The sequence below is a fragment of the Serratia microhaemolytica genome (assembly GCF_004011885.1).
GTDB classification, from domain to species: Bacteria; Pseudomonadota; Gammaproteobacteria; order Enterobacterales; family Enterobacteriaceae; genus Serratia_G; species Serratia_G microhaemolytica.
On the sequence record NZ_SBEF01000010.1, the window covers coordinates 46,882 to 70,210 of the forward strand.

Annotated in this window: 17 protein-coding genes; 11 read left to right on the plus strand and 6 right to left on the minus strand. The window is 50.8% G+C overall.

Annotation, left to right across the window (positions count from 1 at the left end; translation table 11 throughout):
• Positions 1-10: 10 nt before the first annotated feature.
• The gene (locus tag EOJ37_RS06100; protein ID WP_127958907.1) at positions 11-1,201 is read right to left on the minus strand and encodes an efflux RND transporter periplasmic adaptor subunit; all 1,191 of its coding nucleotides are present in this window, start codon (positions 1,199-1,201) and stop codon (positions 11-13) included.
• A gap of 146 nt (positions 1,202-1,347) precedes the next feature.
• Between EOJ37_RS06100 and acrR the strand changes: the two genes are divergently transcribed.
• Together acrR and EOJ37_RS06110 are read left to right on the plus strand one after the other, a co-directional pair.
• On the plus strand, positions 1,348-2,001 hold the full coding sequence (gene acrR / locus EOJ37_RS06105) for a multidrug efflux transporter transcriptional repressor AcrR (protein ID WP_127958909.1): 654 nt from the start codon (positions 1,348-1,350) through the stop codon (positions 1,999-2,001).
• Between the two features lie 83 nt (positions 2,002-2,084).
• Positions 2,085-2,438, plus strand: a complete 354-nt coding sequence (locus EOJ37_RS06110) for a DsrE/DsrF/TusD sulfur relay family protein (protein ID WP_127958911.1) — start codon at positions 2,085-2,087, stop codon at positions 2,436-2,438.
• Between the two features lie 167 nt (positions 2,439-2,605).
• On the opposite strand, the gene rsmS is transcribed toward EOJ37_RS06110, so the two are convergent.
• Both rsmS and priC read right to left on the minus strand, forming a co-directional pair.
• Positions 2,606-2,794, minus strand: coding sequence for a pleiotropic regulatory protein RsmS (rsmS, locus tag EOJ37_RS06115; RefSeq protein ID WP_127958913.1), 189 nt, complete (start codon positions 2,792-2,794; stop codon positions 2,606-2,608).
• Between the two features lie 128 nt (positions 2,795-2,922).
• Positions 2,923-3,459, minus strand: coding sequence for a primosomal replication protein PriC (gene priC, locus EOJ37_RS06120; RefSeq protein WP_127958914.1), 537 nt, complete (start codon positions 3,457-3,459; stop codon positions 2,923-2,925).
• 327 nt (positions 3,460-3,786) lie between these two features.
• Between priC and apt the strand changes: the two genes are divergently transcribed.
• The 8 genes from apt to hemH all read left to right on the plus strand — a co-directional run bounded on the left by apt (position 3,787) and on the right by hemH (position 13,076).
• Positions 3,787-4,338: an adenine phosphoribosyltransferase gene (apt, locus tag EOJ37_RS06125; RefSeq protein ID WP_127958916.1), complete on the plus strand. Its 552-nt coding sequence runs from the start codon at positions 3,787-3,789 to the stop codon at positions 4,336-4,338.
• A gap of 127 nt (positions 4,339-4,465) precedes the next feature.
• On the plus strand, positions 4,466-6,466 hold the full coding sequence (gene dnaX, locus EOJ37_RS06130) for a DNA polymerase III subunit gamma/tau (protein ID WP_127958918.1): 2,001 nt from the start codon (positions 4,466-4,468) through the stop codon (positions 6,464-6,466).
• Positions 6,467-6,506: 40 nt separating this feature from the next.
• On the plus strand, positions 6,507-6,836 hold the full coding sequence (locus EOJ37_RS06135; RefSeq protein ID WP_127958920.1) for a YbaB/EbfC family nucleoid-associated protein: 330 nt from the start codon (positions 6,507-6,509) through the stop codon (positions 6,834-6,836).
• A complete protein-coding gene (gene recR / locus EOJ37_RS06140; RefSeq protein WP_127958922.1) occupies positions 6,836-7,441 on the plus strand; it encodes a recombination mediator RecR in 606 nt (201 codons plus the stop codon). Before EOJ37_RS06135 ends, recR begins: the two co-directional genes overlap by 1 nt.
• Before the next feature lie 236 nt (positions 7,442-7,677).
• Positions 7,678-9,555, plus strand: coding sequence for a molecular chaperone HtpG (gene htpG, locus EOJ37_RS06145; protein ID WP_162473660.1), 1,878 nt, complete (start codon positions 7,678-7,680; stop codon positions 9,553-9,555).
• Positions 9,556-10,088: 533 nt separating this feature from the next.
• On the plus strand, positions 10,089-10,730 hold the full coding sequence (gene adk, locus EOJ37_RS06150) for an adenylate kinase (RefSeq protein WP_127958926.1): 642 nt from the start codon (positions 10,089-10,091) through the stop codon (positions 10,728-10,730).
• Positions 10,731-10,888: 158 nt separating this feature from the next.
• Entirely contained in the window at positions 10,889-12,028 is a 1,140-nt protein-coding gene (locus tag EOJ37_RS06155) for a sugar diacid recognition domain-containing protein (RefSeq protein ID WP_127958928.1), read from the plus strand.
• 73 nt (positions 12,029-12,101) lie between these two features.
• Positions 12,102-13,076 (plus strand): ferrochelatase, encoded by a 975-nt coding sequence (gene hemH, locus EOJ37_RS06160; protein ID WP_127958930.1) that lies wholly within the window; start codon positions 12,102-12,104, stop codon positions 13,074-13,076.
• Here the strand turns inward: hemH and ybaL are convergent.
• From ybaL to copA, 3 genes are all read right to left on the minus strand, one after another.
• Positions 13,073-14,779 carry a YbaL family putative K(+) efflux transporter gene (ybaL, locus tag EOJ37_RS06165; protein ID WP_127958932.1) on the minus strand — a complete coding sequence of 569 codons (1,707 nt, stop codon included), beginning with the start codon at positions 14,777-14,779 and terminating at the stop codon, positions 13,073-13,075. The genes hemH and ybaL overlap by 4 nt on opposite strands.
• A gap of 129 nt (positions 14,780-14,908) precedes the next feature.
• Positions 14,909-16,129 (minus strand): MFS transporter, encoded by a 1,221-nt coding sequence (locus EOJ37_RS06170; protein WP_127958934.1) that lies wholly within the window; start codon positions 16,127-16,129, stop codon positions 14,909-14,911.
• A gap of 446 nt (positions 16,130-16,575) precedes the next feature.
• On the minus strand, positions 16,576-19,335 hold the full coding sequence (copA, locus tag EOJ37_RS06175) for a copper-exporting P-type ATPase CopA (RefSeq protein ID WP_127958936.1): 2,760 nt from the start codon (positions 19,333-19,335) through the stop codon (positions 16,576-16,578).
• 498 nt (positions 19,336-19,833) lie between these two features.
• Between copA and EOJ37_RS14785 the strand changes: the two genes are divergently transcribed.
• A complete protein-coding gene (locus EOJ37_RS14785; protein WP_240651670.1) occupies positions 19,834-23,268 on the plus strand; it encodes an autotransporter outer membrane beta-barrel domain-containing protein in 3,435 nt (1,144 codons plus the stop codon).
• Positions 23,269-23,329: the final 61 nt, after the last annotated feature.

The following is a 23,329-nucleotide window of genomic DNA, read 5'->3' on the forward strand; positions in this document are numbered from 1 at the left end:
GCTTCCTCAATTATCGTTTCTGTGCCGCACTAGAGGCTGGTTGTGATTGAGCGGGTGCATTGAGATCGATCTCGCTCGCTTTTACCGAGGCGCCAGGTCTTACGCGCTGTAATCCACTGACGATAACACGATCGCCAGCCTTAACGCCCGCAGTGACCAGCCATTGATTGCCTACCGTTTGATCAGCCTGCAACACTCGCAGTTCGACTTTGTCATCAGCGCCTACCACCAGTGCTGTCGCTTCACCTCGCGGATTGCGTGTCACCCCTTGCTGGGGCACTAGCACCGCATCGGGTTTCTCGCCTTGGTTGAGGCGTGCGCGAACAAACATACCGGGAAGCAGTTGTTTGTCAGGATTAGGGAAGACCGCTCGCAGTGTGATTGCCCCTGTGGTTTGATCAACCGTCAAATCAGAAAACTCCAGCGTACCGGCTTGAGCGTACTCCTGCTGGTTGTCCAGCAGCAACTTCACCTGAATTTTGCCGTTTTGCTGCACCAGTGAACCATCGGTCAACGCCTGCTTCAAGCGTAGATAGTCACTGGCACTCTGTTTGATATCGACAAACATGGGATCCAGTTGCTGCACAGTGGAAAGTGGAGCCGGTTGGCCGCTAGTGACCAGCGCACCTTCACTAACCGCAGAAACACCAATACGCCCAGAAATCGGTGAAGTCACTTTGGTGTAGGCCAAATTGATACGCGCACTCTCCACTGCTGCTTTCGCTGCCAACACAGCGGCTTTAGCCTGCATCAACAGTGATGACGCAGTGTCATAATCCTGTTTACTGACATAGTTGCTACCGCGCAATGGTCGATAACGTTCAACCGTCAAACGAGCGATCTCCTCAGCGGCTTCCGCTTTGGCTAGCTCGCCCTTAGCGCTCTCGTAGGCTGCCTGATAGCTGGCAGGGTCGATCTGATACAGTGAAACACCCGCTTGAATTTCTGCACCTTCGACAAAGTTGCGGCTCAGAATAATACCACTCACCTGCGGGCGCACCTCGGCAATACGATAAGGTGCGGTACGGCCAGGTAACTCTGTCGTTATTGCCAACGGCTCAGCCTTTAGTGTCACCACCCCTACCGATGGTGTTGAATTGTGCCCCTGTTGTGGCTGTTTATTGTCACACCCTGCGACCATGAAACCACCTGACAGGATCATAAGTGCTACCAGAGGCGATAACCCTATATTTTTTTTCATCTAAAAAACCTCAACTATCCGGCTTTAACTTAAAATCGTCAATGGATCACAAACCTGTCAAACCCATTACTGCGCTAATCTCATCTGCGTGCTATGATACATACATTCGCGAATGTATGTAAATCACACTTTTAATAAACAACGTTATGGCACGAAAAACCAAACAGCAAGCGCAACAGACACGGGAACAACTGCTTGATTCAGCATTAAACGTATTTTCGGAACGTGGCGTGTCATCAACCTCACTGGCCGATATCGCCACTGCCGCAGGGGTCACACGTGGTGCAATTTACTGGCACTTTAAGAATAAAGTAGACCTGTTTAATGAAATTTGGCAGCGTTCGCACGCAAAAATAAACCAGTTGGAGCTCACTTATCAGGCAAAGTTTCCTGATGACCCGTTGCGTGTTCTCAAAGAGTTGCTGACTTACATCCTGATCGCGACTGTCGATGATCACCACCGCCGAGCGTTGATGGAGATCGTGTTCCATAAATGCGAATTCGTTGGTGAAATGATGCCACTGTGTGATGCCCGAAGAGCACTCTACAGTGAGAGCTATCAGCGTATTGAACAGGTGCTGATCACCTGTATTCACCATAAACAATTGCCGCTTGATCTGCATACACGCCGAGCTACGGTGCTACTGCGCGCTTACATGACCGGACTGATGGAAAACTGGCTATTTATGCCTGAAAGCTTTGATTTGAAATCAGATGCCAGCCTGCTGGTTGATGCCTTCATTGATCTGATCCAGCTTAGCCCGTCACTACGGCAGCCCATCTCCAGTGCAGGTAATTGACCATGTCGGATCACCTTATTCGCGGTTAACATATTCGCACAGCCTCAATTAACAACACTCAAATTAAGCTACAAGGATACACCATGTCATCACTGTTGATTATTGCCAACGGCGCTGCTTACGGCGCTGAATCGCTGTTCAACGCGCTACGCTTAGCGATTGCACTAAAAGAACAACAACCGACGTTGAGACTGAAACTGTTTCTGATGTCTGACGCCGTAGTCGCAGGGCTTGCTGGACAACAACCACGTGAAGGTTATCATCTACAGCAGATGCTAGAAATACTCACCGCACAACATGTACCCGTGAAATTGTGCAAAACCTGCAGTGACGCACGCGGTATCAGTCAACTCAAACTGGCTGACGGTGTCACAATTGGCACTCTGGCCGAATTAGCTGAGTGGACATTAAGCACAGAGAAGGTGCTCACCTTCTAGTATGGTGGTAGGAACAATCGACCGCATTATCTACAGCCACTAAAAGCAACTGTTTGCTATTATCGGCATCTCGCCAAAAAAATAGCGCGCTAACGCGCTGACTAAAATAGTCGAGAGACGGAAAAAACAGCCCTCTTCAGCATCTATCAGCACGCTGGACAGTGCATTCAACCTCGGTGCTGTGCTAACTCTGCACTCACTGACACACTGCCAGCTTGGCTGATCTTGGCTTGATAATCTCTGCGCACAATTTCTAACGCAGCCAGCACCGTTGCCGGTTCAACTTCGTTACACTCCAGCAGATAAATCAAATCAACTGCCAGTTGCAATTCAGGGGAGGCATTTTCTAGTGACATAGATCCCACATGATAGATGGATACAGAGCGCTGCGGCTTCGTTTGATTGCTATTGGCAAACAAACCGCCCAAGTATCGTGAACTGAAATATAGGCCAAGAATAATAGCGCAAATTGAGTAAGAAACCTTCAAGAATTACTTTCTTTACCCTCTATACTGCGTTCAATTCGTGCTAATGCCTGTCGACAACGCTGCAATCTACCCTCAAGTGCCGCCAATTCCTGTTGCAATTTACGCTGTTCAGCCAGAGTTGTTTGCCGTGCTAACAGACTCTCGCGATCTTGCAACATCGCTAACAAACGGCGCTCATAACCTTGGTGTTCTGCCAGTTTTTGATAGAGATCGAATACCTGCGGTTGCCGAGGCTGATTCTTTTCGCGAATAGATTGAGTGGCGATTTCACGCTGTAATGCGCTCAATTGTGCTACCAGTTTTTCGGCCAGAAAAGCGACCTGCGCGTGATGTTTGTTAGCCACTTCAATCTGCAATTGGGCAAAATTTTTCTCTACTTCAGCAAGATAGTCACGCAATCTTGTCCCGCGACAAGCGAACAGCAGTACATCAAAACGCGCCTGTTGAACCGAGCTATCCGCATAAGGCTCAACTGCCTGAGCTAACAGCACAAGTTGACTACTCAGTGTTTGTAATAACAACTGGCTATTCACGCACTCCCCCTTCTACACGGCCAGACAGCAGCACAGTCAACGACACTGTTTACGCTGGTTCACATTGGCACAAATTCAACCTGACTACTTCAGACTGACTACACAACAACTTAGCAGCTTATCGCCGTTATCTGGCTAGAGTACTCACTCCGAGCTGTTTTCGAGCATAACAAAAAAACCATTAATCTCGCACTGCCGGTTGCATTTATCAGTAATTTTGCATAGATTTGGGCGTTTTCGTGCGCAGGTTTTCCCGCCATTTTTAGACCGGGCTTGGCTGTTGAAGGCTTGCATAGCGCTTATTATTGGTTTTATCAGGCAATCACTATGACGGCTACAACGCAGCAACTACAATTTATTAAAGACAGCATTAAAACTATCCCTGACTATCCCAAGCCGGGCATTATCTTTCGTGATGTCACTAGCTTATTGGAAGATCCTCAAGCCTACGCTTGTAGCATTCAGTTGTTGACTGAACATTATCGCCAGGCAGGCATCACCAAAGTGGTGGGCACTGAAGCACGTGGTTTCCTGTTTGGTGCCCCAGTTGCTCTGGCACTGGGTGTTGGTTTTATCCCCGTGCGCAAACCAGGAAAGTTACCACGTGCAACACTGAGTGAAAGTTACGAACTGGAGTATGGCACCGACAATCTTGAGATCCACACCGATGCAATCACTGCTGGTGACAACGTATTGGTGGTAGACGATCTACTCGCCACAGGTGGCACCATTGAAGCAACGGCCAGCTTGGTGCGCCGTTTAGGCGGCACAGTAAAACACGCGGCTTTTATTATCAATCTACCCGATCTGGGCGGAGAGACCCGCTTGAACAAACTGGGGATTGAATGTTATAACCTGGTCAATTTTCCAGGCCATTAATCGTGCCAACGACACCCTGCACTGTGCAGAGTCAACCTGCGCTGACGGTTAATCGATAACAGCCTCGCAGATCATTAGCGGCCTGTGTTAGCATGGCCGCCTCACTGTTTTAAACTTTGCGGTATTAATGAGCTATCAGGTTCTCGCCCGTAAGTGGCGCCCCCAAACCTTCGCCGATGTGGTCGGCCAAGAACATGTTTTGACCGCTATCGCCAATGGTCTGAAACTTGGGCGGTTACATCATGCCTACCTGTTCTCTGGCACACGTGGTGTGGGTAAAACCACCATCGCTCGCCTGTTCGCTAAAGGGCTGAACTGTGTTACCGGTATCACCGCAACACCTTGTGGGCGCTGTGATAATTGCCAACAGATTGAGCAAGGTCGTTTTGTTGATCTGATCGAGATCGATGCTGCCTCAAGAACCAAAGTTGAAGATACTCGAGAGCTACTCGACAACGTACAATATGCCCCAGCGCAAGGTCGCTTTAAGGTCTACCTGATCGATGAAGTACACATGCTTTCGCGTCACAGCTTTAATGCTCTGCTAAAAACGCTGGAAGAGCCACCAGCACACGTTAAATTTCTGCTTGCCACTACCGATCCACAAAAATTACCGATTACCATTCTATCGCGCTGTTTGCAATTTCATCTCAAAGCGATGGATCTGGAACTGATACGCCAGCAATTAGAGTCGATCTTACAGGCAGAGCAAATCAGCAGCGATAACCGAGCGCTACAACTGCTGGCGCGCGCTGCCGATGGCAGTATGCGTGATGCATTAAGCCTTACTGATCAGGCCATTGCTCTTGGGCAAGGCCAAATCAGCAGTGAAATTGTCAGCCAAATGTTGGGCACGCTTGACGATCAGCAGCCATTAGCAATTTTAGAAGCATTAGTGAATGCCAATGGTGAAAGCGTCATGAGCCAACTCACCCAAGCGGCTGCGCGTGCGGTAGATTGGGAAAATCTATTGGTTGAGATGTTAACCTTGTTGCATCGTATCGCCATGATACAGCTACTGCCCTCGGCACTGGATAGTCTGTATGCACCGGTTGAACAGCGGCTGCGCGAACTGGCGCGCACCATGCCACCGGAAGATGTACAGCTCTACTATCAAATCTTACTGATGGGCCGTAAAGAGTTACCATTAGCTCCTGACCGTCGTATGGGTATTGAAATGACGCTGCTGCGCGCACTGGCATTTCATCCCAAAGCGGTGATAGCGGCACCCAATTCACCAACCGCCGCCAACGGGGTATTACCACAATCCTCATCACCACTATCCGCGTCAGCCGCTGCACCCGCTCCCCCGGGATCAAACCAAAATACAGCGGTCACACAGCCAATACCTGCCGTGCAACCCACCAGTGCTAGCACAGGCAACACGCACCTCTCTGAGACCACCGCGCAATTACTAAAAGCGCGCAGCCAACTCCTACGGCAACAAGGAAACAACAGCACAAAAAAGGATGAACCGGCAGCGCCGGCAAAAGCGCGGCCGGGCAACTCGACACTGGAGCGTTTGGCTTCGGTGGTTGAACGCATTCAACCACGCAGCACAGAACAAGCCATCGACCCCTCAAGCAATAACCCGAGCAGCATCAAACAAGACGCTTATCGCTGGCGAGCACAGAACGAGCCCAGCAGTAATACTGCTCCGGTCACTACGCCGAAAGCATTGCGAGCAGCGCTTGAACACGAAAAGACCTCGGCAGAGTTACAGGCTAAGCTGGTAGCGGAAGCGATAGAGCGTGACAGTTGGGCCAGTGACATCGCCCAACTCACACTACCCAAACTGGTTGAGCAACTGGCGCTCAACAGTTTTAGGCAGCAAGTATCGGCCAGCGAGATCTGTCTGCACTTACGCACCGCACAGCGTCACCTGAACACCACATCAGCACACAACCACTTGAGCGCAGCATTAAGCCAATTACTGGCTCAACCAGTTGAACTGACGATAGTAGCAGACGATAATCCGGCAACGCGCACTCCACTGGAGTGGCGACAAGCCATTTATGAAGAAAAGCTGGCACAAGCACGCCAGTCGATTGTTGCGGATCCTCATATTCAGATGTTGTGTCAACTGTTTGATGCCGATCTGGATCAAGAGAGCATCCGCCCCGTTTAATGCCGGGTATCCTACACGGCCAACACAATGAGAGACAATTATGTTTGGTAAAGCTGGTTTGGGCAATTTAATGAAGCAAGCCCAGCAAATGCAGGAAAAAATGCAACAGATGCAGGAAGAGATCGCCAGACTGGAAGTGACGGGTGAATCGGGCGCGGGTCTGGTTAAAGTCACCATCAACGGCGCACATAACTGTCGCCGGGTAGAAATAGATCCCAGCCTGATGGAAGATGACAAAGAGATGCTGGAAGATTTGATCGCTGCGGCTTTCAACGATGCGGCGCGCCGTATTGAAGAGGAGCAAAAAAGCAAAATGGCTGCCGTTTCTGGCGGAATGCAACTGCCGCCAGGCTTCAAGATGCCGTTCTAATGCAGACCAGCCCACTTCTTGAGTCATTAATGGAAGCGTTGCGCTGTCTACCGGGCGTAGGCCCGAAATCGGCGCAACGTATGGCATTCCAACTGTTGCAGCGTGATCGCAGTGGTGGTATGCGTTTGGCACAAGCGCTTACGCGCGCCATGTCGGAAATTGGTCACTGCAGCGACTGCCGTACCTTTACCGAACAGGAACGCTGCACCATCTGCAACAATCCACGCCGCCAACAGAGCGGGCAACTCTGCGTAGTGGAAACACCCGCCGACATCCATGCGATCGAACAGACTGGACAGTTCTCCGGTCGCTACTTTGTTTTGATGGGGCACCTGTCGCCACTGGATGGCATCGGCCCAGGCGATATTGGCCTCGATCTGCTGGAACAACGGCTGGCCAAAGAAACCATCAGCGAAGTGATCTTGGCCACCAATCCAACTGTAGAGGGGGATGCTACTGCCAGCTACATTGCTGAAATTTGCCACCAATATGGTATCGTTGCCAGCCGCATCGCTCACGGCGTACCCGTCGGTGGTGAATTAGAGATGGTCGATGGCACTACGCTATCACACTCATTGGCTGGTCGTCACACCATCAAATTTTAGCGCTACCAGACCGCACACCCCGGTACCCTTTCAATGATGAACTGGCCCGAGGTGGCGGTATTACCGAACAACCACGGCGGTTTGTCTACCAAGGCTATCAGCCAAACAACCCCCCTATCGCTAGCCAGCGATCGCAACAAAAATTTTCTGCTAGCTGCTTGAAAAATTCAGGGTTACCCCCATTTGCTAGTCATCGTTCGCTTTAGTCATGACTGTCTTTGAGGTAATCAATGAGTATGAAAAGTCAAGAAACCCGTAGTTTTCAATCTGAAGTCAAGCAGTTACTGCATTTAATGATCCATTCGCTCTACTCTAATAAAGAAATTTTTCTGCGTGAGCTGATCTCGAATGCTTCTGATGCGGCTGATAAATTACGTTTTCGTGCCCTGTCGCAGCCCGAGCTTTATGAAGGTGATGGTGAACTGCGTGTACGTCTCGGCTTTGATAAAGAACAACGCACCCTGACCATCTCCGATAACGGCATCGGTATGACGCGTGACGAAGTCATTGACAACTTAGGTACCATCGCCAAATCAGGGACCAAAGCTTTCCTGGAGTCGATCGGTTCTGATCAGGCAAAAGATAGCCAGTTGATTGGCCAGTTCGGTGTTGGTTTCTACTCAGCATTTATCGTCGCTGACAAAGTTACCGTGCGCACACGCGCTGCGGGTACCAGTGCAGACCAAGCGGTATTCTGGGAGTCTGCCGGTGAGGGTGACTACACCATCGCCGATATCAGCAAAGTTGATCGTGGCACCGAAATTACGTTGCACCTGCGTGAAGGTGAAGATGAGTTCCTCAGCGATTGGCGTTTACGCTCGGTGATTGGTAAATACTCTGATCACATTGCCCTGCCTGTGGAAATTGAGACCAAAAACGAAAACGAAGAAGACGACAGCGTTACCGTTAGTTGGGAAAAAATCAATAAAGCGCAAGCACTCTGGACACGCAGCAAGTCAGATATCAGTGATGATGAATATAAAGAGTTTTATAAACACATCGCCCATGACTTCTCTGATCCACTCGTCTGGAGCCACAACCGGGTTGAAGGTAAACAGGAGTACACCAGCTTACTCTACATCCCAGCACAAGCGCCGTGGGATCTGTGGAACCGTGACCATAAACGTGGCCTAAAACTCTATGTTCAGCGCGTATTTATCATGGATGACGCAGAACAGTTCATGCCTAACTACCTGCGCTTTGTACGCGGGCTGATCGACTCTAACGATCTACCACTCAACGTTTCGCGTGAAATTTTGCAGGACAACCGCATTACGCAGAACCTGCGTGGCGCATTGACCAAACGCGTACTGCAAATGCTGGATAAAATGGCGAAAGATGATAGTGAAAACTATCAGAAGTTTTGGCAGCAGTTTGGTTTAGTACTCAAAGAAGGGCCAGCGGAAGATCACAGCAATCAAGAAGCGATTGCCAAACTGCTACGCTTTGCCACTACCCACAGTGACAGCTCGGCGCAAACCGTTTCGCTGGAAGAATATGTTGGCCGCATGATCGAAGGCCAAGAAAAAATCTACTACATCACCGCAGACAGCTACGCTGCGGCGAAGAGCAGCCCACACCTTGAGCTGTTCCGCAAAAAAGGCATTGAGGTACTGCTGCTCTCCGATCGTATCGACGAGTGGATGATGAGCTATCTGACTAAATTTGATGAGAAAACATTCCAGTCAGTCAGCAAAGCAGATGAAGATCTGGAAAAATTAGCTGATGAAAGCGAAGAGCAGAAAGAGGCCGAAAAACAGCTTGAGCCATTTATCGAGCGAGTTAAAACACTGCTCGGTGAGCGAGTGAAAGATGTGCGACTGACTCATCGTTTAACCGATACACCGGCCATCATCACCACCGATGCCAACGAGATGAGCACCCAAATGGCGAAGCTATTTGCTGCCGCTGGGCAAGAGGCACCCGAGGTGAAGTATATCTTCGAACTCAACCCAGATCACACTCTGGTCAAACGTGCCGCTGAATTGCAAGATGAAGCACAGTTTGCTGAGTGGATCGAACTCCTGCTGGATCAAGCGCTACTGGCAGAGCGCGGCACACTGGAAGATCCTAACCAGTTTATCCGCCGCATCAATAAACTGCTCGGAGCCTAAGCGGTTACTCGATTCTCGATCACTGCTATATGCGGGTAAATCAACCAGGGCAGATCCACTGCCCTGGTATAACACACGGCTAAGATAACTGCTCATTTGCTGACAACACCGTTTAGATAATGCTGTTATTCACCCCCTTCACTCGCAGAGCTGACAAACTGACTTAAGCAACAAGCCGAGTTAGCAACATAGCGCCTGGTGTCGATCAATCCGCCGCTTTACACACCGCTGTTCAGGTTGCCAACCATCACACTGTATTTTGACAAACACAGCAAACCGAGGCTAACTCGGCCACTTACTGCCGCTTCAACCTTGAGCCATACCCCGATAAAATGGTAAGGTTACTGGTTTGGTAATGTTACAAAATTTGAAACCACGCCAAGCCAGCTCAACTGCCGCTTGGTATGGGGCATCACCCTAAACGCAGGCAAGTTGCTGGCACGCTCGAATTGCTGGTAACTGGTTGTTAGTCACTGATAGATAAACCGATAGCTAAACAATTTGTAATCACACAGAGCAAGGGGATTTACGCAATGCGTATCATTCTGCTAGGCGCCCCAGGCGCAGGTAAAGGCACACAGGCTCAATTCATCATGGCGAAATATGGCATTCCGCAAATTTCCACGGGTGATATGTTACGTGCAGCCGTCAAGGCCGGTACTGAACTGGGCAAGCAGGCGAAAGAAATAATGGATGCTGGCAAACTGGTCACAGATGAGCTGGTTATTGCGCTGGTAAAAGAGCGTATCGCACAACCAGATTGCCAGCAGGGTTTCCTGCTCGATGGTTTCCCGCGTACCATTCCACAAGCCGACGCGATGAAAGAAGCAGGCATCAACGTCGATTATGTACTGGAGTTCGATGTACCCGATGAGCTGATTATCGATCGTATCGTAGGTCGCCGTGTTCATGCCCCATCTGGTCGCGTTTATCACATCAAATACAACCCACCCAAAGTTGCCGATCACGACGATATCACCGGAGAAGCACTTACCATCCGTAAAGATGATCAGGAAGAGACGGTGCGCAAACGTCTGGTCGAATATCATCAAATGACCGCGCCACTGATTAGCTACTATCGTCAGGAAGCAGCGGCTGGCAACACACAATACCACTGCATCGACGGAACGCGTCAAGTGACCGAAGTCAGTGCTGAGCTGGCCAACATTCTATAAAGCAGCACAACTGAACTTAACCACGGCAAACAATACAGCATGGGCAACCTAACACGTTGCCCAACACGAACAACGTCTGCTGGCTTGCTTGCCATACCCCGTCTCATTAACCACACATACCTGCTGCCAATCGGTTAACCTAACCAAGAGAGGAATGGATGATCAGGCAAGCAAACTTTCTACAACAGGCTACCGCCCGCCAGATTGTGCAACGCGCAATGCATATCATCCCTCACTCAGTCAATGTGATGGATAGCAACGGGGTGATCATTGCCTCTGGTGACCCCAGTCGCCTGTATCAATGCCATGAAGGGGCACTGCTCGCATTAGCCGAGAATCGAGTGGTAGAAATAGACAGTGCAACCGCTCGTCAATTGAAAGGTGTGCAACCCGGTGTCAACCTACCGTTCAACTTTCGTCAGCAACGCATAGGAGCTATTGGTATTTCTGGCGATCCCACTACAGTGCGTGCCTATGCTGAACTGGTAAAAATGGCCGCAGAGTTGATGGTTGAACAGGCCGCGATGCTTGAGCAGCATCAGTGGCAAAAGCACTACCGTGAAGCACTGGCCAACCAGTTGCTGCAACCCACACGTCAAACCGGATTACCACAAGAGTTGGCGGCCTATCTGGATTGGGATCTTCAGCAACCGCTCATCGTCTGGCTACTTGAACTGTATCAACCAACAGCGGTAACACTACAAAATGTGTTCGCAGAGTTGCAACGCAGCCAGCCTGATGCACTCATCACCCAGCCACAGTTTAATGAGTTGGTGCTACTACGCCCTGCCAGCCATAAACAGCGCCACTGGCAATTTTCACAAGAACAAAAACAGGCGCAGCAGCTACAGCGCACACTACAAAAACAGTGTCGTTTTCGCCTGATTGTTGGTGGCTTTTTTGACGCAGAAGATGCCCCCTACCGCTCACTACAAACAGCCCGTGCCGTGCAAAACCTAGCGCGTCAACAGCAGCTTGATCACTCGCTGCTATTTTATCAGCAACACGCACTACCCGCGTTGCTCTGTGATGTTGCGCAGCCTTGGCGCATTGAAGAACTCTGCCGACCCTGGCAACAACTCGCCGAACAGGATAAAAACGGCGTGCTGCGTCACACCCTGAGACAATATCTTCATCACCATGCTGATTTGAATGCAACTGCATCAAGTTTACATATCCATATCAACACATTGCGCTATCGACTCCAGTGTATTGAAAAAAAATGCGCGATTAAAATCAGCCGCTTAACCGAACTCTTTCCGCTCTATGTTGGTATGTTGTTCGACAGCAACATTTAATGTTTTCTGGCTGCCAGCAGCAGTGATAGATTAACCAGCCAATCACTACTGGCAGCAGGAGATCACCACATCAATGAAAGAGCAACAAACTGGAGTATTGCTGGTAAACCTAGGCACCCCGGATGAGCCTACGCCTCGGGCGATAAAGCGCTATTTAAAGCAGTTTCTCTCTGATCGTCGAGTGGTTGATCTTCCCCGCCTTCTCTGGTGGCCGATCTTGAATGGCATCATCCTGCCAAGGCGTGCGGCACGGGTAGCAAAGCTGTACCAAGAGATCTGGATGGAGCAGGGTTCACCCTTGCTGGTTTATAGCCGTCGGCAGCAACAGCGGTTAGCGGCACAATTAGGCAATATACCGGTTGTATTAGGTATGAGCTACGGCTCACCCAGTTTGGCCAGTGCGCTGGATGAGCTGTTGGCTAACAAGCTAGACGCGTTGATAATCCTGCCACTCTACCCTCAATACTCCTGCTCCACTAGCGCCGCTGTATGGGATGCTATCGCCGAGCGGCTGAAACAATATCGCCGTCTGCCCTCAATACACTTTATCCGCGACTATGCCGACCATCCAGCCTATATTGCCGCATTAAAGCACAGTGTGATGCGCGCAGTGACACAACATGGCATACCGGACTGTCTGCTGGTCTCATTCCACGGCATCCCACAGCGTTACGCTAATCAAGGTGATGACTATCCCCAGCGCTGTGAAGCGACTTTCCAGGCCCTGGCGACTGAGCTGGATTTAACCGCAACACGGTTAGTGATGAGTTATCAATCGCGTTTCGGTCGTGAGCCTTGGCTACTGCCCAACACCGATGAGACAATAGCGCAATTGGCGACCGAGGGTGTACGCCACATTCAGGTGATCTGCCCCGGTTTTTCCGCCGACTGCTTAGAGACACTTGAGGAGATTAACCAACAGAACCGGCAGCTTTTTGTTGCTGCTGGCGGCGAGCGGTTTGAGTATATTCCGGCGCTGAATGATGACGATGCCCATATCGCGTTGCTGCAACAACTGGTGATGCAGCAACTGGAGCGCACAAACTAGGGGGCAACCGCACTGGCAGGTGAACCCGAAGCAGCATCCGCCGCTTCGGGTTGCTCAAGTTTTAGCATCGTCAACATACTCTGAGCAATTTCACGCTCCCCCATCACCACTTGATCAGCACCATGTTCGGTGATGTAACTCAACTCATCATCGTGGTAGGCACAGGCAATAATTTGCAACTCTGGCCGTTTGCTACGTGCTGCGGCAACAATCTCACCGACCTCGTAGCCATTAGGAATGGTGACCAGTAACCAACGCGCACACTCAATGCGCGCCAACTCCATCACCCCGGCATTGGCCGCGTTACCATAAACAGCCTTAATATCCTGTTCGCGTAACGCCTCAACCCGGCTACGCGAATTATCCAGCACCACCAGCGGCACCCCGTTCTGCTGCAGTTGTTCACACAGCACACTGCCGACACGGCCATAACCAACAAGTAACGCATGGTTGCACATATCAACCGGGATCTGCTTCTCCTCTTCTACCGCTTCTTCAAAAATCTGGTCTTCAATTGTCTCGGTTTTTTCCAGATAGCGTTCCAGCAAGCTAAACAGTAGCGGATTAAGCATGATCGACAAAATAGCGCCGGCGAGCACCAGATTGCGCGCTGTCGGCTCCATCATACCCAGCGTGACACCCAGCCCAGCCAGAATAAAAGCGAACTCGCCGATTTGAGCCAAACTGGCGCTGATCGTCAACGCAGTGCGTTTAGAGTGACCAAACAGTTTCACCAGCAGAAATGCCGCCAACGATTTACCAAACAGAATAATCATCAGCGTTGCCAGCACTGCTAGCGGTTTCTCAATCAGGATCATGGGATCAAACAACATACCAACTGAGACAAAGAACAGCACGGCAAATGCGTCACGCAGCGGTAGTGTGTCATGTGCAGCACGCTGACTCAGCTCTGATTCATTAAGCACCATGCCAGCAAAAAAAGCACCTAGCGCAAACGAGACCCCAAACAGCCCGACCGCGCCGTAAGCAATACCCAAAGCTAATGCAAGCACCGCCAAGGTAAACAGCTCACGCGAACCAGTACCGGCCGTTTTTGCCAATATCCAAGGCACCACACGCCGCCCCACCACAATCATCAACAGGATAAAAGCAAAAACCTTGCCCAGCGTGATCACTAATTCACGTAGCAGTTGCATCAAATTGCTGTTATCGCTGCTCAGCATATTACTGGCCGCTGGCAGAAGCACCAGCACCAACACCATCGCCAAATCTTCTACAATTAACCAACCAATCGCGATCTGCCCGCGTTGACTATCAATTAATTGCCTCTCCTCCAGCGCACGCAGCAACACCACCGTACTGGCAGTTGACAGGCAGAGACCAAACACTAAACCAGAAATCAGATCCCATCCCATAAGGTGGGATAACCCAACACCGAGTAGTGTCGCTACCGCAATTTGTGCCACCGCACCGGGGATCGCGATCGACTTCACGGCTAACAAATCTTTTAACGAGAAATGCAACCCAACGCCGAACATCAGCAAGATCACTCCGATTTCGGCCAGTTGTGGCGCCAGTGACGTATCGGCGACAAATCCTGGCGTAAATGGCCCGGCCAATACCCCAGCGGCCAAATAACCGACCAACGGAGAGATACGTAAGCGATTTGCCAACATGCCTAGCAGAAAGGCCAGGCCCAAACCACCCACGATGGTGCTGATCAATGGGGTCGCATTATGCATCTCTTCTTCTCCTACTGCCGAAAACAGCAACAACCAGCATTACCGAAAGATGTCCAGTTTATGATATTTATTCACTAGTTGCTTGGCTGATTACTGTTTTTTTACCACAACCTAGCCAATTAACGCGATTTAGTGCCGCTGTTGTTCAAGATTTGGCAGAAATAGGGTGATAATGCCCAGCAACGGTAAAAAAGCGCAGATTTGATAAACCAACACAATATCGGTTAAATCGGCAATATACCCCAGCACTGCTGCACCTAACCCACCGACACCAAAAGCAAAACCAAAAAACAACCCAGAGATCAGGCCGATTTTGCCTGGGATCAACTCCTGGGCATACACCAAAATCGCCGAGAAAGCGGACGCTAGGATGATCCCAATGATCACCGTAAGCACACCAGTCCAATAGAGAGAGGCATAGGGCAGTGCCAACGTAAACGGCGCAACACCCAGAATGGAACCCCAAATAACATATTTGCGCCCTATCCTGTCACCCAATGGCCCCCCAATAATGGTGCCGGCTGCCACTGCAAACAGAAAAGCAAACAGATGCAATTGCGCACTCTGCACCGAAACACCAAAGCGCTCGATCAGATAGAAGGTGTAATAGCTGCTGATACTGGTCAAATAGATATATTTAGAGAAAATCAGCAACAGCAGAACGACTAACGCACGTACCACCGTGCGTTGTGGTAACCGGTTAATCGACTGTGCGGCTTTAACGCTACGCTGATAACTCTGCTGTTGCAGTTGATACCACTTGCTCACCTGAAGCAACACCACAATTGCTAGCAACGCAGCCAATGAAAACCAGGCAATATTGCCTTTACCATAAGGGGCGATGAGCAATGCTGCCAGTAATGGCCCGAGAGAGGTACCCAAATTGCCACCAACCTGAAATAGCGACTGCGCCAAACCATGCCGACCACCAGAGGCCATACGGGCAACACGCGACGATTCCGGATGGAAGATCGACGAACCGGTGCCAACCAGCGCCGCAGCCAGTAGCACCAGCGCGAATGTGTTGGCGAATGCCAGCAGTAGCAAACCCGTAAGGGTAAACCCCATCCCTATCGGTAACGAATAGGGCTGCGGTTTTTTATCCGTGGCGTAGCCAACCAGCGGCTGCAATAGCGAGGCAGTAAACTGATAGGTCATGGTGATCATGCCAATCTGGACAAAGTTGAGATTGAACTCACTGTGCAGTAGCGGATAGATCGCCAAAATCAGCGATTGCAGCATATCGTTCAGCAGGTGTGAAACACTGATTGCACCCAAAATGGCAAAAGTAGGTCGTTTTAATGCACTTTTTGTTATTGATGGTGTAGAAGATCCACTCGCTTCACTCATATTAATAGCCTGGTTAAAAGGTAAATTATTGGGGAGTCTGCCTGAAACATAACCACCGTTCTGATTGCGCCGATGTGATTGTTGGATAATGCAGAAGAGTGCCGGGAGTGGTTAGCTGCTGCTGCCAAGTTTCCGTTAGGCTACATCTCCAGTTCGCTATGCCGAGACTGGCCAGTCTCGGCTAACAACTTCATATACTCGCTATCATCAGTAAAACAGGCGGTGAGAACGAGCCATCAATCAGTGTTGTTCATTCTGTGCCCTCCGTACTGACAGTGCAAGCTGCACAGCACGCTTTATCAAGCTATCCCCTTATCAAGCTGTCTCTTTTAGGCACTCGGCGCCAATGCCCAACCGCCACTTAGCAACCAGGACACACACTGGCTGCTTGGGCTACCGCCAGAACATAAGTGCAATAGCATGTGAATTGGCAGTAACCATTAGTGCTAACGCTTAAAACGTAACAGTCGGTTAGCATTGCTCACCACTGTAATCGATGACAGCGCCATCGCCGCTCCAGCGATAACAGGGCTGAGCAGCGTTCCTGTCCACGGATAGAGCACGCCGGCAGCAATCGGGATCCCGAGTATGTTGTAGATAAAAGCACCGAACAGATTCTGGCGAATATTGCTCAAGGTCGCTTTTGCCAATGCTAATGCATCTGCGACACCCTGGATACTGTGGCGCATTAAAGTGATCGCTGCCGTTTCAATCGCAATATCACTGCCGCCGCCCATCGCAATCCCAACATCTGCCTGCGCTAACGCTGGAGCATCGTTGATACCGTCACCGATCATCGCAACTCGACGCCCTTGTGCCTGAAGCTGCTGGATCGCCTGCGCTTTACCTTCAGGCATCACGCCGGCGATCACCTGCTCGATCCCTGCTTGTTGTGCTATCGCTGCCGCAGTGACCGGATTGTCACCAGTCAGCATCACCAATTGGTAGCCTTGCTGGCGTAGCTGCTGCAAAGCACTCACACTGTCGCTACGCAGCGGATCGCGGATGGCAAACAGCGCCACCGGCTGACCATTTGCCGCCAGTAGTACCGGCGTGATCCCCTGCTCGGCGAAACGCATCATCTCGCTTTGCAGCGCTTCATCACTGATCTGATTCTGCTGCAACAGCGCACTATTGCCCAACAGCAGCGATACGCCTGCGACTTCACCGCTGACGCCCGCGCCACGCCAGGTACGAAATTGTTGCAGCACTGGCAGCTCGATACCGTTAGCACGTTCGACAATCGCCCGAGCCAATGGATGGTGGGAACCCTGCTCCAGCGCAGCCGCCCAAGCGACTGCCTGCTGTTCGCTCACCTGATTCAAGGTAATAACTTCGACCACTTTCGGTTGGCCTTGCGTTAAGGTACCGGTTTTATCAAATACTAGCGTGTCCAGCTCACTCGCCTGCTGTAGCGCTGCCGCATCGCGTACCAACACCCCCAATTCAGCACCGCGCCCAACACCAGCAATAATCGACATCGGTGTCGCCAAGCCCAATGCACAAGGGCAAGCAATAATCAGCACGGTATTGATGATCACCAACATATACGCCAACTGCGGTTCAGGGCCATAAAAGTACCAAATCGCCGCACTGCACAGCGCAATCAGCAACACCACCGGAACAAAAATTGCCGAAATTTTATCAGCCAGTTGCCCCATCTCTGGCTTACTGCCCTGTGCTTTACGCACCAGTTTAATGATGCGTGCCAGTGTCGTTTGGCTGCCAATCGCCTCGGCACGAAACAGCACGCTGCCATCTTCAACCAAGGTGCCGGCATGTAGCCGTTGACCAATGCTCTTTTGCTGCGCTAGCGCCTCTCCGGTTAACATCGCTTCGTCGATCCACACCTCCCCCTGCGTGATCTCACCATCAACAGGAATACGATCACCACTGGTCAGCCGCAGTATCATGCCGAGTTGCACTTGCGCCAATGGGATCTGCTGCTCCCCCTCTGCGGTAACTAGGCGTGCAGTGGGCGGGGTCAGATCAAGCAGACGTTCAATCGCCTGCGACGAACGTTGCCGTGCTCGTTGCTCCATCGCGTGCCCGAGATTAATCAAGCCAATAATCATCGCGCTGGCTTCGTAGTAGAGGTGACGCGCCTCAAGCGGGAAAAAGTCTGGCCAAAGATTAACGGCCATCGAATATAGCCAAGCAGAGCCGGTTCCCAGTGCGACCAGCGAATCCATCGTCGCACCGCCTCGCTGCAATGCAGACCAGGCATTACGGTAGAAATGGCCACCGGCAAGCGCCATCACCAGCAGAGTGAGTACGCCAACAACCAACCAGCCGGTTTGATTCGCTGGCGTTAACATCATACTGCCGCCAAACAACCCCCAGGCCATTAACGGAATACCCAGAGCCAGGGCTAACATCGCCTGCCAGCGAAAACGCCGTATGCTTGCCTGTGATCTTTGCTGCTGCCGTTGGCGCCGCACCGCCTCATCTTCGATGATCTCAGCACCATAGCCAGCCTGTTCAACCGCTGTAATCAATGCGGTTGCTGCCACCTTGCCCACCACCATTGCGCTGCGTTCCGCCAGGTTGACCTGCGCCAGAGTGACGCCAGGTACATGTTGTAGTGCCGCTTGGACTTTACTGACACAACTAGCGCAACTCATGCCACTCAACAGTAGCCAATGGCTCTGCTCTTCAGCGGCCACCGATGAGATGTCACTGGCTGCTGCACTTGTCGTCGCGGTCAGCAAACTGGCGGGTGCCGAAATAACATCGTTCGCCACTGACTGCGCTTTCGGCAACCTGACACCTGTTGCAGTCAGTGGCTCAGTTTTTTTTACTGCAACCGCTGCCGATAGTGCTTGATAGCCTGCCGCACTCACCGCCGCGATCAACTGCTCTGCGCTTGCTTCACCATAAACCTTGGCAGTTTCAATGCTCACATCAGCCATCACCACACCGGGCAGTGATGCTAAAGCCTGCTGAACACGATTAACACAGTGACCACAAGATAGCCCAGAGAGTTGCAGCGTAACATCAGGCTCGCTCGCCAGTTGTGCGGCATAACCCGCATTGCCAACCGCTGCAATTAAGCTTTCCGCCAGTGCTACCCCCTCCACCTTGGCATAACGCCGTGTGACCTCAAGTTGCTCAACACCGTTAACTTGCACTAAAGCTTGCTTAACGCTTTGTATACATTTGACACAGGAAAGCCCCTGTAGCACCAGCAGCGTGGTTTGTGACATGATCTGTTTTCCTTATTTTTTCGGCTACAACCGATCAACGATTGCTTGAGCAGTAATTAGCTTACTCTTTGTGATAAGGGCATCGTCAAGCAGATCCGTTGATAGATGTTGCTGTAATGCTTAACCCCACACTAATTGTTCTAATTTAAGCCTGCCGGTTGTCACTGAGCCACTGATGAACAACCGTCAGAACAATTTTCACCTGACGATAGAAACAACAAAATCCACGCCAAATCAATTAACAGTAAGTTGTTTTTAGTAACCGCAAGATATAAATGGCATTAAATAGGCAACATTATTTAACATCAGTTATTGATTAATATGGTTAATCGATTATCCTAAGAGTGTTGCGCAAAATACGCACAAAAAAACAAGAAATGGGATGCAGACCCGCATCAGCAGACGCATGAGTAGCAAAACGATCTGATACAGCTCGCCAGCAGAGGAACTGTGTCGTGTTTGCTCTGACAACAAACCGCCTTTAGGAAGTCACTACTTATGACAAAACCGAATCGTCACCCAATTTACCGCACTGCTACCAAGATCAACCTGCTGATCGGCAGTCTTATTGTTACCAGTATCGCCACTGCTGCACCAATAAGTAACACCAATAATACCCCTAATTCCCCTCAACAGATCGATACTCGGGGTGATACTCAAATCGGTGATATCACCGCAATCAATGACACAGGCACCCTCGACCAAACCATTGTCACGGATGATGTTGAGGGTTATATCAAAGCTGAAAACAGAGGGACTGGCGATCAAAAAATCACCACCGGGAACGTGACCTCTACTGCCGCCAATAGTACTGCGATTACGGCAAATAATATCGACAATGATGGCGGACTGAGTATCACCACGGGGGAAGTGATTGGTCAGCGCGTGGGAATAAGTGCAAGCAACTCCGGCACAGGTTCGCTCTCAATCAAGGCTAAAAAAGTGTCTGCTAGCCGGACAGCAATCAATGCTGTTAACCAAAAAAATTCGCTGCTTGAGATCACAGTAACAGAAAATGTTGAGGCTCCGAACGGTAATGGTATTGTGGCAGTAAACTCTGCTGGCTCCGATTCGGGCTCTGGCTCTACCGTCATCAACGTGCACGATGTTACTGCGCAAAGTACTGCTATTACCGCAAGCAACGCGGTAGGCACACTCACTATCACCTCCAGCGGTACCCTCTACGCAAAAAATGGTGCAGGATTGGCTGCAACGGGAGAAGATAAGGAAATCACCATTGATGTCAACCAGGTGCAAGGCGGGACATTCGGCATTCAAGCCACCAATACTGGCACCGGCACCCTCTCGATCACTGCCAAAGATGTTGAAGCCAGAGCCGCAACCGGTAAAGCGATTGAGGCCAATAACACCGGTGATGGCCTGTCAATCACGGTCGAGAATGCCGAAGGTGTTAATGCTGGTATTGATGCCACCAATTCGAACAACGGTGCGCTATCGATTAACTCAAGTGGCCGCATTACTGCCAGCAACGGTACCGCGATTATTGCTGAGAATAGGGGTAGCGATCTTAAGATCAATGTCAATGATGTCAGCGCTACTGACACCGCGATTGAAGCCAACAACCTTGGCAGTGGGCAACTCAGCATCACCTCAACCGGTACTATCACGGCCAAAGATGCCAATGGTGTCGGTATTAACGCCACTAATCAAGCTGCTGGTAGCGACCTGCTGATGGAGATCAACAATGTTACTGCCGCACTTACCGCTGTTATGGCTAACAACGCTGGCAGAGGCAAACTTTCGATTAGATCAACCGGCACTATCACCGCTACAGATGCCACTAATGGTGTCGGTATTAACGCCACTAATCAAGCTGCTGGTAGCGACCTGCTGATGGAGATCAACAATGTTACTGCTGCACTGACCGCTGTTATAGCTGACAACTCCGGCACAGGCCAACTTTCGATTAAATCCACCGGTACTATCACGGCGACAGATGCCACTGCGGGTGTCGGTATTAAGGCTACTAACCGAACTGACGGTGGCGATCTGATACTGGATATCAACAACGTTGCCGCCGAACTGACGGGCATTTTCGCCAATAATCAGAGCAGTGCTCGCGCAGTTTCAATCACTAGCCGTGGCGAGGTAACCGGTAGAGGGCAGTATGGGATTGAGGCCAAAAATAGTGGCAATTCATCCCTCTCCCTCAATGTCGAGCAAGGCAGCCTGGTGCAAGGGGGAGTTGCTGCGATTGATATTGAATCAAACTCTGCGACTACCCTGACAAACCACGGCACAATCCAGAACCTTTCTGGCGAAGTGGCTGCCATGGCGCTAAAGGCCGAAAGTAGCGAGCTTATCTCGCTCAATAACCACGGCGTGCTTGTCGGCAGAGTAAACTTGGCAACCAACAGCAGCAGTGTCATCAACCAAACAGACGGCATTTGGTATACTGCCGGCAGCAGTGATTTTGGCCTACTCAACAACAATAACCAGTTCACCAACCACGGCACTATTATTATCGGTGCGCGCACGCCGGATAGTGCCTCGTCCACGCCACGGGTGCCTGATTCTGCCAGCACACCAACAACGACCGAATTCAATCGAGTTGATAACTTCCGCAATTTCGGCACCCTGAGTATGGTAAACGGTGTCGCCGGTGACGTGACCACCATCGATGGCAACTACATCGGTGAAGGGGGAGAATTACAGTTCGACGCCGTGCTGGAGGGAGATAACTCATTGGTGGATAAATTGATTATCAATGGCAACAGCAGCGGTACCTCCTATGTTCACGTTAACAATCTCGGCGGCAATGGTGCGCAAACTATTGAAGGCTTGAACCTGATCTACGTCAATGGCCTCTCCGAAGGGGAGTTTGTACAACGCGGTCGCATTGTCGCCGGTGCCTACGACTACTCACTGGTACGCGGGTTGGATGCACTGAGCAATCACTGGTACCTGACCAGCAAACCAAGCCAGGATGGATCTTCGACCAGACGGCCAGAAGAAGCAATTTACAGCAGCAACCTCGCCGCTGCCAACACGCTGTTTATTGGCCCACTGTTTGAACGCGCTGTTGGCAGTTCATATATCGATCCATTCAGTGGCGCTGAACGATACAGTAGCCTGTGGATCCACAATGAAGGCGGACATAACCGCTACCGTGATGAGAGTGGTCAACTCAGAACACGAGCCAACCGCTATATGGTGCAACTGGGTGGCAGCCTTGCCGAGTGGGGTTATCGTGATCAAGGCCGCTTCAGCCTCGGGATCATGGCTGGCTATGGACGCAGTAGCAGCAGCACAGAATCAAATCGCTCCGGTTACCGTGCCCAAGGCGAAGTAGATGGTTATAGCGCAGGGCTGTATGGAACCTGGCAGGCTGATGCCGAAAAACGCCTCGGTAGCTATATGGCTGGCTGGGTGCAGTATAACTGGTTTGATAACCGGGTTTCCGGTCAAGATCTACCGCAGGAGAAATATAAATCGCGTGGTTTCAGTGCAGCTCTTGAGAGTGGATATAACCTTAAACTCGCTGAAAACAGCATCCAAAATTTCAGTTGGTATCTACAGCCGCAGGCACAACTATACTGGATGGGAGTTAAAGCCGATAGCCATACCGAAGCGAATGGTACGCGTGTCAACAGCAAAGGAGATGGCAATATTCGTACTCGTTTGGGGGTGAAAACGGCTCTCGATGGCACCCACAAACGTGACAAAGATAAGCAGCGCTCCTTCCAGCCATTCCTGGAGGCAAACTGGATTTACAACAGCAAGGACTTCGCCAGCGAAATGGATGGTACTGTAATTAAGCAGGATGGCGCGGGTAACCTGGCTGAGCTGAAAATCGGTCTGGATGGCCAACTGAACTCCAACATCAATATATTTAGCAATATTAGTCAACAAGTTGGTGACAAAGGCTACAGTGATACTGCAGCAAAAGTCGGTGTGAAATATCGCTTCTAGCCTTGGTGCAGCGAAACATCATCGACAGTCGCGTGTGTGGGCAAATCAGCACTCTTGTTCC